We start from the raw sequence: 13,608 nt of genomic DNA, 5'->3' as shown, positions 1-13,608 counted from the left end.
AGGATCGCCTTGAGTGAAACAATGTTCATTACCTTGTTTGCAACGCTTGCTGTTACTCTAATCAGCTCGGTATTTCTATTACACCCTCGCATTCCTGTCCGTTACGTTCGAATTCATGTCAGTTTGCTTGTTTTGCCGATAGCAGTTGCTTTAGCAGGACTTGTTGGTGCCGATAAAAATGTGGCGATCGGACCATGGCGCTCTGATATGCTTGCATGGTTGATGGCCTTGTATATTTTCATGTTTGGCTGGATGATACAGCGGTTTTGTATACGCTATTTACATGGCGACCGCGCGTATCGAATGTATTTTATGCTTTTAACGTTTACGGTTAGCGCCGCTTCCATCACGTGGATGAGCGATGATTTACGATTGCTTGTTCTTTGCTGGGGAATGCCATTACTCGGACTTACGTTGCTGGCGATGCAGAAAAAAGAATGGCAGCCGGTAAGAGTAACGGTTATGCAAATGGCAAGGATGTTTTTGTTGAGCTGGATAGCTTTATTGGCAGCTGCCATATGGTTGTGGCAAGCAACGGGATATTGGCGATTATCGTTTGCACTGTCAAAGGAAAGCATTGCCGGTCTAGAATGGTGGGAAGCGGACGGGGTGAACGTTTTGCTCGTATTAGCGGCGATCATTCCAGCGGGGCAGTGGCCGTTTCAACGCTGGTTATTGGAGTCGACGGTGACTCCGACCCCGATTTCAGCAGTGATGCATGCGGGTTTGGTAAATGCGGGCGGTCTGTTGTTGACAAGATTTTCTCCGCTTTTTAGTGGTAATGGTTCGCAAATGCTGCTGCTTATGATCGCCTCTGTGTCAGTGTTGATCGGCACGGGGATCAGTTTGGTTCAAGTGGACTATAAACGGCAATTAGTTGCCTCAACGATGGCGCAAATGGGAATGATGTTTATTCAATGTGCATTAAGTGCATATGCAGCAGCAGTGATTCATTTAGTGCTGCACGGCCTGTTTAAAGCAACGTTATTTTTACAATCCGGCTCGGTTGTGCCGCGGCCACATAAAATGTTTCGCCCATCGCTGACGTTATCGAAAGCATGGCTGCTTGGCGGAGCCATATTCGGATTTGCGTTAGGATTAGTGTTTTGGATGACCTCGCCGGAAGAAAACACGAGGTTGCTAAGCGCGTTGCTTCTTGGCTGGTCGCTGGCGTTTGCGTGGGGGCGGCTCGCTGTTTTGAAAGAAGGGAGATGGATCGGGGTGGCCGTATTAGCTGGATTGGCGCTGGCTTCCGAGGTGATGCATAGCGGTCTCATGGCGCTTTTATATAAAACGTTGCCGCCAAGTTCGAGCACATCGATGATCACGGAAATGGCAGCCGTTTTGATGTTCGGGCTCGGCGGGTTAGCGAGCATATGGTTTTCTGTCCATCGTTCATCGGATTCATTTGCATACTTATATATGTGGCTCGTCCATATAGGCGAACCGCGTTCAGAGTCGGTGGAAGGCCATCCGCATTATCTTGTAACTTATTTGCAGGAGGAAGGGGTAGTGGATGAACAAGGCAACCGTATCGCTTGAACGTTCTAGTGTGCGCGTGCAACAGAGAAAAGATGTCGCAGCAGATATAAACATAAGCGAGCTCGTCAAAAGCGCTAGCAAAGTGATTGCTCCGCTTTGGCCTATTGCCACTTTTGTCGCGCGCCATCCGTGGATGGGGTTGGAACATCTTTCGTTTGAGGAAGTTGCGTACCGCTTCAAATTGTCGCGAAATATTGACCTTTACCCAACCATATCCATGCTGCGCGCGGCGCAACGGAAAGGGGAACTGAATCCGGAGTTTTTGGAAATGCGGCTTCAACGCTGGCTTGATGAGCAGCCGTTATTGATGCCGCGTGAAGAAGCTGAACGTGTTTTTCGCGCAATGCTTTGGCACGATGAAATTCCGAATGAGGTGCTAACATCTCCAACATTAAAAAGTTTGGCAGCGAAAGTAAAAGAGATACGATTACGAGGAGATTCCAAACGTTTATTCATCCAGCCGTTAAGCGTTCTCCTTGAAGAGCAAGGCGAGGAAAAATGGGCTCAGATGCTTGATCACCAAATGATAAAATGGTGCAAGTTATTTTTAGATGAATCACAAGCTTTATGGACGATGCCATTTCGGGAAAAAGGGTTTTACTACGCATGGCGAAAGCTTGTGATCAACGATCCATCCTTAAACAAACAGCAACGCAAACGGTTAAAAGATTTGCCGCATGATGCCAAAAACGCATTGCGACAAGCGTTGCTGGCGCTTGGCATACCGCATGGAGCGATGAAAGACTATTTGGAAGCGCATCTTCTTTCCTTGCCGGGATGGGCGGGAATGTTATTGTGGCGCTCGCAGCAATCCGGCCAAGCGCATGCGCTGCTAATGGATTATTTAGCGATCCGCCTCTCGCTTGAATGGGCGTTGATCGCACCACATTTGCCATTGGCCAAACGAAAGGAGGATGACGAAACGGTTCTCCTTCCGCTTCTGGCGGCTTGGATGCACTGGGGAGAATTGACGCCAGAACAATGGCTGCAATTGCCGCAAACTGAGCAGCAAGCCCGTTTATCTCTTGTTGATCGATTTGACAAAATCGTCCGCAAAAAACTCTGGCTAGAAGCATGGGAAGATACACAAGAGGCGCAACTAAAAAACAGGATCACGTCCTCTTTTGCAAACAACGCGCCGAAACAGGCAGCCGCTCAGCTCATCTTTTGCATTGATGTTCGTTCTGAACCTTTCCGCCGGCATTTAGAACGGGAGGGCCCATTTGAAACATACGGGTGTGCTGGTTTTTTCGGCCTCCCTATCCAAACGCGCGAACTGGACAGCGTCTATTCACATGCTTCTTGCCCGGTGATTGCAAAGCCGCAGCATGAAGTTCGAGAATATGCAGCGGCGGTGAACCTAAAGGAATACCGCAGACGGCGGAACGTACTGTTTTCCATTAGTCATACGTTTAAAAAAATGAAACAACATCTGCTTGCAAGCATGTTGCTTCCAGAAGTAAGCGGACCATGGCTCGGTTTGCATACGCTGGCCCGAAGCATAGCGCCAAGCGAGGCGGGCCGCTTATTCCGCCGCATACAAGAAACATTAGAACGTAAACCGAAGACAGAACTTTCATTGCATCGGAATGACTCCTTAAAAGCAACCGACTTGCCAGTAGGGTTTTCTGCAGAAGAAAAAGTAAAATATGTTCAACAGCTATTAAAAGGAATGGGATTGACGTCTTCTTTCGCGCCTCTTGTTGTTGTCTGTGGTCATGAAAGCATGACAACGAACAATCCGTATGCCTCGTCTTTAGATTGCGGTGCATGCGGCGGAGCGGCTGGGGGATACAATGCCCGCGTGTTTGCAGCGCTTTGCAACCTTAAGGAAGTGCGGGAAGGGCTTGCAAAGGAAGGGATCGTTATTCCAGAGGACACCGTTTTTGTTGCGGCAGAGCATATAACAACGGTCGATGAACTTCGCTGGCTTTATGTGCCAACGCTTTCGGAAGCGGCACAAAAAGCGTTTGATATGTTGCAAAGCAAGCTCAAAAAAGTAAGCCGTAATGCAAATATGGAGCGGTTGTCGAAGTTGCCCGGCTTAAACGACAAGAAGAGAGACCCGCTTGCCGAAGCATATCGCCGTGCCGAAGACTGGAGCGAAATCCGTCCGGAATGGGGGCTGGCAGGGAATGCTGCGTTTATTATCGGGCGCCGTCAGCTAACGAAACATTGCCATTTAGAGGGGAGAGCATTTTTGCACAGTTATGATTGGCGCGAGGATCCATTTGGAGAATCGCTTGCAAACATCATTGCCGGTCCGGTGACAGTTGCGCAATGGATTAATTTACAATATTACGCATCAACTGTTGCCCCTCATTATTATGGCAGCGGCAGCAAAGCAACACAAACGGTTACCGCAGGAATCGGGGTCATGCAAGGGAACGCGAGCGATTTGCTTACCGGGCTTCCATGGCAGTCGGTCATGGCATCCGATCAAGAAATGTTCCATTCTCCGCTTCGGCTGCTTGTCATCATCGAAGCTCCACGACAATATATTGAGCACTTGCTCGAAGATGATCCTCATTTCCGTAGAAAAGTGAAAAACGGCTGGCTTCGTCTTGTTTCCATTGATCCGGACAACGGGGAATGGGAAAAATGGGAACCATCGGCCATCGAATACAATAACTTTTCATGAAAAGAAGTCAGTGTTTCAGCTTGCCGACAAAGCCGGCAAGCTGTTTTAGTGTGTGCAGTCTATAGCGCGAAAGTCCCCAACTGCGAACGCAGAAGTAGCAGTTAGCCTAATGCAAGGGTGTCTGTGGTGACGCGGAATATGAAGGAAGCGTGCGGTAGACTTCCGCTCTGAGGAACACGAACTTTATACAAAGCTGGGCATCATCAGGAGGAGTTTGTTAGACAAAACAAGGACTTTTCTACTAAAGGTGATACTGAGTAAATGAAGCACATGGACAGAAGAAGTCTGTCAGAAAACATAAGTGATTTAATCTAAATTACATGATAAACAGAGAATAATATAGTAAATCTATCGATTTTAAAGTAGCGTAATTAACGCCGTTTTTGGGCATACTGTAAATGACGATGCTAACAGATGAAAGGAGGAAGTGATATGACAAAGGAAAACGAAATGAAAAACTCCGTGGATGCTCCTTCCGTACAGGAAACAATGGAAGACATTTGGCACGAAACGTGCGGGACATGGAAAAACTGTAATGAGTCGAACGTTGAGTCTTTCTTATCCAAGTGCTTAGAGCACAATATTGACCCGCAGTACTGCATGAATTGGATTACACAACATAGTGATCAAATTCCAAACCAATCGGCAGTTTTGGATAAAGCTCGTGAATGGGTAAATCAACATACTTCTACCGGTTCGCCTATCTCCGTATCAAATCAAATGATGGATTAAATACAAGGGAGCAAAGTGGCTCCCTCATATTTTCCTACTGTCTCTACCCATTGGAAATTAAGTGAAAAGGTCTAACAAGTATAATCAACAAGAAGGAAGTGCTTTTATGTGGATTATTAAGACACAGCATAAGAACGAGGATGGGGCAACCGTTGCGCTCGAGTTGGAAAGTGAAGACGGTCAATTCGATGTCAATGTCAGATGGGATGGATGTATGGAAGTTCATGTTTATTCTGTTACGGAAGAAAATCGCGAACTGCATGATACTTTTCACACTTGTGATGTAAAGGGATTTATTGAAAAGCTACAGTCTCTAAATGGAGTGTGTGCGGAGTTTTTTGGCGAAGGAAGCTATTGGAAGGAAAAAAATAACAATAAATCAGACGACAAAAACGAATCATAATACAAATCAAAAGAGTGTTATATTTACAGACCACTACGAATGAAAAAGCATTAGGCATATGCTAACGCTTCCTTCTTTTTTAAATGAAGCTTACGATGAAATATTTTCAAAGAAAATCTGTTATCCATAGTTAAATGGAAGGGAAAAAGATTATTTAAGTAGAAATTCATTTTTATCGTAGCAGCCAAGTTCAATGTAGATGATGGATGGCGCTTCACCTTTAGCGGAATGACAAACGCTGCAGATTCATTTTTATTGGGAGGGAAATTGGATGAAAAAATATCCTCTCATCATGATCAGCATCATTTTTCTTTTAATCGGCTGTTCAAATGAAAAACAAGAAGAAAACAGCTCTCAAAACGTACAACAAACAAGTAACAATGGCAATATGGAAATCATTGCCCAAGATTTAAGTGTGCCATGGGCGATCGACTGGGATGGGACATCTTTTTATATTTCAGAGCGGACTGGCTCCATTGTAAAAATTACAGGCAACAAAAAAATTAGACAGAATCTATATTTAGAAAAGAAGCTTTCAACGGCATCTGAAGCTGGTGTATTAGGTTTTGTGCTTCATCCCGAGAAAAAAAATTACGCCTTTCTTTACTATACATATGAGGATAAAAACGGGCAATTCAATCGTGTTGTAGAAATACGGGAAGAAAATAATGAATGGTTTGAGCAAAAAGTTTTGCTTGATCAAATTCCAAGCGGAAAGTTTCATCATGGCGGAAGAATCAAAATCGGACCGGACAAAAAACTGTACATCACCACTGGGGATGCTACAGATCCGATGATTGCCCAAGACAAGACATCTCTTGGCGGAAAAATTTTACGAATGAATCTTGATGGCACCATACCGAACGATAATCCTGATCCCAACTCTCTTGTCTATAGCTATGGACACCGCAACCCGCAAGGCTTGGCATGGGATGAAACGGGCCGGCTTTATAGCTCGGAGCATGGTTCAAGTGCACATGATGAAATCAATTTGATTAAACCGAAAGGAAACTATGGCTGGCCTTTTATTCAAGGAGATGAAACGAGAAACGGGATGATCGCACCTTTGTTCCATTCGGGGAATCATACTTGGGCGCCATCTGGAATTGCCTATCATAATGGAATTTTGTATGTTGCACAGCTGCGGGGGGAAGGTATTTTAGCGTTCGATTTAAAAAATAAAACATATAAACAAATCGTTTCCAACGTAGGCCGCGTGCGGGATGTATTCATATTGGGAGATCATTTGTTCTTTGTCACAAACAACACGGATGGAAGGGGAATTCCAGCCAATCATGATGACAAATTAATCAAAATTCCGATTCCGAAAGCTTTTTGATACAATTTCAATATTATAGTCTGGAACAAATTCATGGGAGACATCATGCCGCATCTATGCGGCACCATCGGAAGGATAACATCGGGGAACAAAAATTTCTTTGTTACAGCCAGACAGGCTTGCCAGCTTACTCACCATCAAGGATCAAATAGTTCAATTTGGGTTGCGACCTAGAACTGACCGATGAAGAGAAATGACTTACTTAAAGCGGGATAGTTGAGGAAAAGGAAGTTGGCAATGACTTATGATCTTGATTGCATGTGTAACTGTGCAGGCCTATCTTACAAAAGGTAGGAGATAAGCGTATGAAAAGGTTTATTTCAGCAAGAATTATTCTAGGTTTTATAGTATTATTATTTTTCTTTGACGAATATAGAACTAATCAATCTCTTAATCAAGAAGCTACTTTGGAAGGTTTTATAATTATGAAAGAAGGCGAAGTATATTTAGTTGAAGACTCAGATTTTGTTCAGGAAGACGCAAATAAGTTAACAATACAAGAATTAAGAAGCAAATATAATATGAGTAAGTTATGGATTAAAGGGTTTGGTACTCTAAAGGGAATAGAAAATGGACAAAGGTGAAAGTGTGGTATTCAGAGATTTTAGAATCATATCCGGCCAAAGTCAAAGTTTTAAAGATTGAACAGAAATCGTAATTAGTCGTTCATATTCACCAGCACAAAAGTGAAAGTAGAGTTAATAAGTATTTATAAGGAAGGGTACTTCTAATGACAAATGCAAATAAGATGGTTGTAGTTGTAAAAGGTCTTATTTTATATGAAGGTAAGGTATTAATTGTACAACGTGCAAAGGATGATGAAATCGGCGGAGGAACGTGGGAATTAGTTGGGGGTAAAGTAGAATTTGGAGAAGATTTGGAAACTGCACTTGTACGAGAAATTAAGGAAGAAGTTGGGTTAGATGTTACAGTTGAAAAGATTTTATATGCAATCACATTCAAAACTGACCCAACAAGACAGGTAGTTATTCTTACCTACTTATGTAGGAGCAATAATAGAGATGTCGTTCTCTCAAAGGAACACATTGATTACCGCTGGTCGACTAAAGAGCAATTGAGATTGCTATTGACTCCAGAAATAATTAGTGATTTTGAGAGAAATAATGTCTTCTCTTTGGAAGAGTTGGCATGAAAAAAGTGATTGTCGCTGCGGATTTGGGATTAACCAATTCCGCTATTCGTTTTGACGGAACTGTCATTGGCCGAAAATTTATTAATCAGCCAATAGAAAAAGACCGTTGATGCCCCGACTAAAATTCTTTGATTTAGTCGGGAAGGTTCACGTAGCAAATTTCTTTTTAGAATATTTAGATAATAATTTGAATATTTAATATTTAGATGTATAATAGTGTTATAACATACCAACCGGTTAGTATTTTAGGAAGGATCAATTCTCCCACGTCTAAATGCAAGAACTTCATTTCCTTATCGCTTATGAAAGAATTACGGGAAAAGGTAATAAACTTCATGGAAGAGTATATGCCTGCCTGAACGAGCGTATGAACAGCAACAGAATCAGAAAGAAAGTCGTTGGGGTGCGGCTAAATGTTTTTTGTGTAAGCGCGTTCAAAATTCGTCAATGGCTTTGGGAGCTATTGACGTGCGATTCAAGCGTAGGAGTATCTGCGATTTCCCACTTGCTGCTTCATGGGCGAACGCAAGGGCATGGAGACAAGCTGACGAACCTGATGAAGTGCACCGAGCCAAGATGGCCAAGCTAGGACCAATAATATAGGCCAAAAAGTTAATCAACTCTTTAAGATAGAAAGGGTGTGTATGCATGAGACTGAAAGGAAAGATAGCAATTGTTACTGGCGGCGGAGGAGGAATTGGACGCGCGACAGCCATCCGCTTTGCCAAAGAAGGAGCAAAGGTGGCCGTTAGTGACATAGACTCCTTAAGTGGTGAGAAAACAGTTAACATGATTCAACAATTTGGGGGAGATGCTATTTTTGTGAAAACGGATGTATCGGACTCCAATCAAGTAAAAGAGCTCGTTCATATAACAACAAGTACATTCGGCGGATTGCACATCATGTTCAACAATGCAGGAATCGCGAATTCTGAAGTGAGAAGTGTTGATTTGTCAGAAGAGGAATGGGACCGGGTCATTGACGTCAATTTAAAAGGCGTATTCCTTGGCATCAAGTATGCTGTTCCTGAGTTAAAAAAATCTGGAGGTGGAGCGATCATTAATACTTCTAGTTTACTAGGATTAAAAGGGAAGAAATATCAAGCGGCTTACAATGCATCCAAAGCTGGTGTCATACGGCTAACGCAAAATGCCGCACTGGAATACGGCAAGTACAACATCCGTGTTAATGCGATAGCACCAGGTGTCATTGATACAAAAATTATTGATGGCTGGAAGCAGGACGCGAGAAAATGGCCAATTATCTCCAGGGCAAATGCGCTTGGCAGAATTGGCACTCCGGAGGAGGTGGCAAATGCTGTTTTATTTTTGGCATCGGATGAAGCTTCATTTATTACTGGTGCTACCCTTTCTGTTGATGGCGGTGGGCTCACATTTTAACAAAAGGTTTAATTTATCATAAATATATTATGTAAACTAAAACAAATTCAAAACCAATGACTGACGCATTGCAACAAAAAGGGGACAGGGTAGGAAAGTGCTGGTTGAAAGTTATGATAAAACAAAGGGGGCAGTAAGATGAGATTTTCACAAACCATTGCTTTAGTAACAGGGGCCGGAAGTGGTATTGGCAAGGCAACAGCCCTTCGTTTGGCAAAGGAAGGTGCAAAGGTTATTTTAGTCGGCAGGACAAAAACGAAGCTTGAAGAAACCGCACAGGAGATTAACCGCAACAGCGGAATTCCAACGGCTGACATTTTCCCTGCGGACGTAACCGATGGAGAAGATGTCCAGAAATTAGCGGAGTATGTAGAGCAGCAATATGGGGATTTGCATGTTTTAGTGAACAACGCTGGCGGTTCTACCCACACGAAGATTTTACAAATGTCTGAACAAGAATGGGACTATGTCCAACATGTCAATTTAAAAAGTGTCTTTCTTGTCTCGAAAGCACTAGGGAAAGTGATGGCAGAAGGAGCAAAGCGGGAAAAACGTGACCGTGCGATTGTAAATGTTGCTTCCCTTTCCGGACATCAGGCTGGTGCGGAAATTCCCCATTATAGCGCTGCCAAGGCAGGTGTTATTAATTTTACCAGATCACTTGCCCTTGAGTTATCACCATACGGAATTCGCGTCAACTCCGTATCTCCCGGTTTTGTAGAGACGCCGTTAACAGAAGATGCGTTGCAAAATGATCGTTTTGTTAGAGCCATTCAAAGAAATACAGCCCTGCAAAGAGTCGGCACACCAGAGGAAATTGCCAATGTAATCGCTTTTGTGGCCTCTAGTGAAGCATCCTATATGACTGGGTCTGATTTACTTGTTGATGGCGGCTGGCTGATAAAATAACGAATAAAAGAGAGGAAGATTGGCATGTCTCAAAAACATTTAGTCATTGAAAAATTAGGACCTGTGTTGTCGCTCACACTAAATCGTCCGGAAAGCTTAAATGCTTTCAGCCCGGAAATGATTTTAGGTTTAACAGAAGCTATCAAGAATGCCAAAAACGATGATGATGTCCGGGTGATCGTCTTATCTGGTGCAGGCCGGTCATTTAGTGCTGGCGGCGATGTAAAAACGATGGGGCAAGCAAACGGCGTCCAAGTTTATGAACATATCGGCAGGCTCAATAGACTGATTTTGACGATGAAGGAAATAGAAAAACCGATTATTGCTGCTGTTCACGGCTTCGCAGCCGGTGCAGGGTTCAATCTAGTGTTAGCTTGCGACCTAATTGTCGCTGCGGAGGATAGTAAGTTTGCTTTAAGCTTCTCTCAAGTTGGTCTCGTATCGGATGGCGGAGGTTCTTATTTTCTGCCAAGATTAGTCGGTCCGCATTTGGCTAAACAATTCTTCTTTACCGCAGAGCCGATTCCGGCTGAAAGACTGTATCAATTAGGCGTCATTAATTATCTTTTCCCATTAGAAAAACTTCAGGAAGAAACAATCAAACTAGCATTAAAATTAGCACATGGACCAAGTAAAGCATTCGGAAAACAGAAGAAATTAATCGAACATTCCTTTACGTCTACACTCGAAGAAATACTGGAGGAAGAACGGCTGATACAAACATTAATGGTTCAGACAGAGGATCACAAGGAAGGCGTCGCTGCCTTCAAAGAAAAAAGAAAGCCGGTATTTAAGGGCAGATAAGAGGAGAGTATGTGTTAAAGTTTTCAACTAACTGAGTATGGCGGGCCGAGGTATTACAGGTCGTTAAAAAAGAAACAGGTGGGTATTTTAATTTTAACTGAAGGAAAAGCACCTCTAGTTTTTGCTTGCAAAAAACAAACTCTAATTCCAAACTTCTCAATAAAATCATCCCCCTTGAAACATCAAGGGGGATTGAGTATACGTAAAAGTATCGTTTTTCATAATATAACCTCTTTCTCAAAGTTATTTCATACCCTTAAATATACATATTTCCTTAAAAATAGAAAATAGAATTTTTTAGGATCGTTTTTCTTCCCTTTTTCAGGTCACTTACGTTGGGTTGAAGATAGTCCCTCACGAGCTTTCCCTCTAAAAACCGTACGTGACAATTTTCCGCATACAGGTCAAGTCGCTATTTTATCCGAATAAGCAGTTAAATTACACATAGATACTAAAATCCTGTAAATCCGTTCCAATAGATAACAGAATGAATTGGCATGCGGAAGCTTCAGCCACCATCGCTGCTCGCTATAATTTTTTGAATTAAATAAAAATTTTGTTAATTAAAAAGGGATATCGAATGTTTGGTAGAAATATAAATATACGGATATCAGGTTGTCTGATAACAGATCGCTATGGACAATCTGCTGCATTATCCGCATTTCTGATTGACGGAAGGGTGCTGCTAGATGAAGGGCGACCACACTGCCGACTGAATGCGCCGGACGATTTTTGCGGTTGAAAAAGCAGTACTCCGGACGGAATCGATGACTGTTTTTCTGTAACCGCTTTCAAAAAGCGGTCTGCGGACCTAACAGCCGCTTACCTTGCAGGAAAGGAGGTTGCCATGCGAAAAGTCAAGCCCGTCCGCCGAAAAAAAGTATCAGAAGAGATAGTCGAAGAAATCAAGCGATTGATCGAACAGGGCGAGCTTCCGTCAGACAGCAAACTACCTTCAGAAAAGGAATTGAGCGACATGTTTGGCGTTGGTCGCTCCAGTATCCGCGAGGCGCTGAGCATGCTGGCGGCCGCCCGGATCATCGAAACGCGGCAAGGTGAAGGCACCTTTGTACGTAAAGTCGACCTCAGTGACTACATTCATCCGTTAGCTCTTTCGATTGTCGCAAAAAAGGAACAAACGCTGCATTTGCTGGAGACCCGCAAAATTATCGAATTGGGTACCGTCGAGCTGGCCGCTTTACGAGCCGATCAGCATGATCTGAAAGAAATGAAGAAGGCGCTGCTCGATTTTGAGTACGAGCTGGAAATGGGGGAAGCTGGAGTCGATGCCGATTTTGCCTTTCATCGAGCGGTTGCTATCGCATCGAAAAACCCGATTTTGATTCAAGTGATCGACAATCTATCGCCGGTGCTGAAACAAAGTCTGAACTATACTCTCTATCAAAATATGGGGAATTTAGAGAAACGAAGAAGCGTACTTCAGGAGCACAAGGAGATTTTTGCCTGCATCGAAAAACGTGATGCGCAAGGGGCGGTTGCCTGTATGCGGCAACACTTGGAAAACGTTCGGAAAAAACTGTTGGAGCTAAAAGAGTAAAAAATGGGGGTTGTGTCATGAAAAGATGGATGATGATTGGACTCGTAATGATGATGGCGGCACTGGCCGGATGTGGAGTTCCCAACGCGAAACCGCCTGGTGAGGCGAAACCGGCCAACAAGTCGTCGGACGATGTGACGGAGATTACGGTTGCCGGGAACGGCGGCAAGATTGAAAGAGCGATCCGCGAAGTAATCGCACCGAAATTTAAAGAAAAATATGGCATCAAAGTGAATTTCGTACCGGGGTTGTCAGGAGAAATCCTGTCAAAAGTCGAATTGCAGAAAAACGCTCCTCAATACGATGTCGCGATGTATGTACCGCTTGACGTGCAACGAGCGGCCGATAAAGGGTTGGCCGAGCAATTAGATCCATCGGCGATTCCTAACATGACTAAGGTCGACCCGCGGTTTGTCGCGGTGGATAATATCGGGGTACCCGTATTCGGGTTGGTAATCGCTCCTGCATACAATACGAAAACCTTCGAGAAGAACGGATGGGCACCGATTACGTCTTGGAACGATTTGATTCGCCCCGATTACAAGGGAAAAACAGCGTTTGCCGACATCGCTAACGACTGGGGATTCGCTCTTCTCTATAACCTCGCTAATGCGAACGGCGGCAGCCTCGACAATCTGGAACCTGGTCTGAAAAAGGCGAAAGAACTCGCCAGCTATTCGGATACGTTCTACAAAAACTCCACCCAAATGATGCCGGCCGTGCAACAGGGGGCAGCCGACGTAACAGTGATGGGCAGCTATGCGATCGCCGAACTGATCGAGTCTGGGGTGCCACTGAAAATGGTGATTCCGAAAGAAGGGGCACCGTTGCAAGCGTTCAGCGCGACGGTTGTGAAAAATGCCTCTCATAAAAAAGCGGCAATGGATTTTGTCAATTTTCTAATTAGCGAAGAGTCGCAGAAGCAGATTGCAGAAAGCGGTTTCTATCCGGTTCTGAAAGGAATGAAAGTGGCGCCAAAATATGAAAAGTCGATCGGCTTGAAAGACAGCGATCCTGTCTTCCGGCCGGATTTCAAGAAGATGGCTGAAATCCGGGAGCAATGGACAGATAGATGGGCGAAAGAAGTCACACCGGAATTAGGAAAGAACGTGAAAAAATAAGGAAA

The 13,608-nt window shown here is 43.9% G+C and carries 12 protein-coding genes; all 12 read left to right on the top strand.

Going from position 1 to position 13,608, the window contains the following annotated elements; all coding sequences use genetic code 11:
- Window positions 1-21: 21 nt before the first annotated feature.
- Window positions 22-1,542: an NADH dehydrogenase subunit 5 gene (locus BV455_RS19270; protein ID WP_042411502.1), complete on the top strand. Its 1,521-nt coding sequence runs from the start codon at window positions 22-24 to the stop codon at window positions 1,540-1,542.
- Window positions 1,517-4,183, top strand: a complete 2,667-nt coding sequence (locus tag BV455_RS19265; protein ID WP_042411456.1) for a DUF2309 domain-containing protein — start codon at window positions 1,517-1,519, stop codon at window positions 4,181-4,183. Before BV455_RS19270 ends, BV455_RS19265 begins: the two co-directional genes overlap by 26 nt.
- Window positions 4,184-4,615: 432 nt before the next feature.
- A complete protein-coding gene (locus BV455_RS19260; RefSeq protein WP_017435406.1) occupies window positions 4,616-4,915 on the top strand; it encodes a hypothetical protein in 300 nt (99 codons plus the stop codon).
- A 106-nt stretch (window positions 4,916-5,021) separates the two neighbouring features.
- Complete coding sequence (locus tag BV455_RS19255) at window positions 5,022-5,318, top strand: hypothetical protein (protein WP_017435405.1); 297 nt, start codon at window positions 5,022-5,024, stop codon at window positions 5,316-5,318.
- Between the two features lie 271 nt (window positions 5,319-5,589).
- On the top strand, window positions 5,590-6,657 hold the full coding sequence (locus BV455_RS19250) for a PQQ-dependent sugar dehydrogenase (protein ID WP_061578691.1): 1,068 nt from the start codon (window positions 5,590-5,592) through the stop codon (window positions 6,655-6,657).
- A 305-nt stretch (window positions 6,658-6,962) separates the two neighbouring features.
- Complete coding sequence (locus BV455_RS19245) at window positions 6,963-7,241, top strand: hypothetical protein (protein WP_223845271.1); 279 nt, start codon at window positions 6,963-6,965, stop codon at window positions 7,239-7,241.
- A 146-nt stretch (window positions 7,242-7,387) separates the two neighbouring features.
- Window positions 7,388-7,810, top strand: a complete 423-nt coding sequence (locus tag BV455_RS19240; RefSeq protein WP_042411459.1) for an NUDIX hydrolase — start codon at window positions 7,388-7,390, stop codon at window positions 7,808-7,810.
- Between the two features lie 648 nt (window positions 7,811-8,458).
- The gene (locus tag BV455_RS19235) at window positions 8,459-9,211 is read left to right on the top strand and encodes an SDR family NAD(P)-dependent oxidoreductase (RefSeq protein WP_017435399.1); all 753 of its coding nucleotides are present in this window, start codon (window positions 8,459-8,461) and stop codon (window positions 9,209-9,211) included.
- A 138-nt stretch (window positions 9,212-9,349) separates the two neighbouring features.
- Window positions 9,350-10,120 carry an SDR family NAD(P)-dependent oxidoreductase gene (locus BV455_RS19230; RefSeq protein WP_042411465.1) on the top strand — a complete coding sequence of 257 codons (771 nt, stop codon included), beginning with the start codon at window positions 9,350-9,352 and terminating at the stop codon, window positions 10,118-10,120.
- Between the two features lie 24 nt (window positions 10,121-10,144).
- The gene (locus tag BV455_RS19225) at window positions 10,145-10,924 is read left to right on the top strand and encodes an enoyl-CoA hydratase/isomerase family protein (RefSeq protein WP_042411469.1); all 780 of its coding nucleotides are present in this window, start codon (window positions 10,145-10,147) and stop codon (window positions 10,922-10,924) included.
- Between the two features lie 847 nt (window positions 10,925-11,771).
- A complete protein-coding gene (locus BV455_RS19220) occupies window positions 11,772-12,482 on the top strand; it encodes a FadR/GntR family transcriptional regulator (RefSeq protein ID WP_017435396.1) in 711 nt (236 codons plus the stop codon).
- A 17-nt stretch (window positions 12,483-12,499) separates the two neighbouring features.
- Complete coding sequence (locus BV455_RS19215; protein WP_218687576.1) at window positions 12,500-13,603, top strand: ABC transporter substrate-binding protein; 1,104 nt, start codon at window positions 12,500-12,502, stop codon at window positions 13,601-13,603.
- Window positions 13,604-13,608 lie beyond the last annotated feature (5 nt).

This window comes from Parageobacillus caldoxylosilyticus (assembly GCF_019272935.1).
GTDB lineage: Bacteria > Bacillota > Bacilli > Bacillales > Anoxybacillaceae > Saccharococcus > Saccharococcus caldoxylosilyticus.
This window is presented reverse-complemented; position numbering and strand designations above follow the sequence as displayed.

Bases quoted from the DNA above. Each gene is read 5' to 3' on its own strand.
- BV455_RS19270 (WP_042411502.1), top strand. From the start codon at position 22: ATGTTCATTACCTTGTTTGCAACGCTTGCTGTTACTCTAATCAGCTCG.
- BV455_RS19265 (WP_042411456.1), top strand. From the start codon at position 1,517: ATGAACAAGGCAACCGTATCGCTTGAACGTTCTAGTGTGCGCGTGCAA.
- BV455_RS19260 (WP_017435406.1), top strand. From the start codon at position 4,616: ATGACAAAGGAAAACGAAATGAAAAACTCCGTGGATGCTCCTTCCGTA.
- BV455_RS19255 (WP_017435405.1), top strand. From the start codon at position 5,022: ATGTGGATTATTAAGACACAGCATAAGAACGAGGATGGGGCAACCGTT.
- BV455_RS19250 (WP_061578691.1), top strand. From the start codon at position 5,590: ATGAAAAAATATCCTCTCATCATGATCAGCATCATTTTTCTTTTAATC.
- BV455_RS19245 (WP_223845271.1), top strand. From the start codon at position 6,963: ATGAAAAGGTTTATTTCAGCAAGAATTATTCTAGGTTTTATAGTATTA.
- BV455_RS19240 (WP_042411459.1), top strand. From the start codon at position 7,388: ATGACAAATGCAAATAAGATGGTTGTAGTTGTAAAAGGTCTTATTTTA.
- BV455_RS19235 (WP_017435399.1), top strand. From the start codon at position 8,459: ATGAGACTGAAAGGAAAGATAGCAATTGTTACTGGCGGCGGAGGAGGA.
- BV455_RS19230 (WP_042411465.1), top strand. From the start codon at position 9,350: ATGAGATTTTCACAAACCATTGCTTTAGTAACAGGGGCCGGAAGTGGT.
- BV455_RS19225 (WP_042411469.1), top strand. From the start codon at position 10,145: ATGTCTCAAAAACATTTAGTCATTGAAAAATTAGGACCTGTGTTGTCG.
- BV455_RS19220 (WP_017435396.1), top strand. From the start codon at position 11,772: ATGCGAAAAGTCAAGCCCGTCCGCCGAAAAAAAGTATCAGAAGAGATA.
- BV455_RS19215 (WP_218687576.1), top strand. From the start codon at position 12,500: ATGAAAAGATGGATGATGATTGGACTCGTAATGATGATGGCGGCACTG.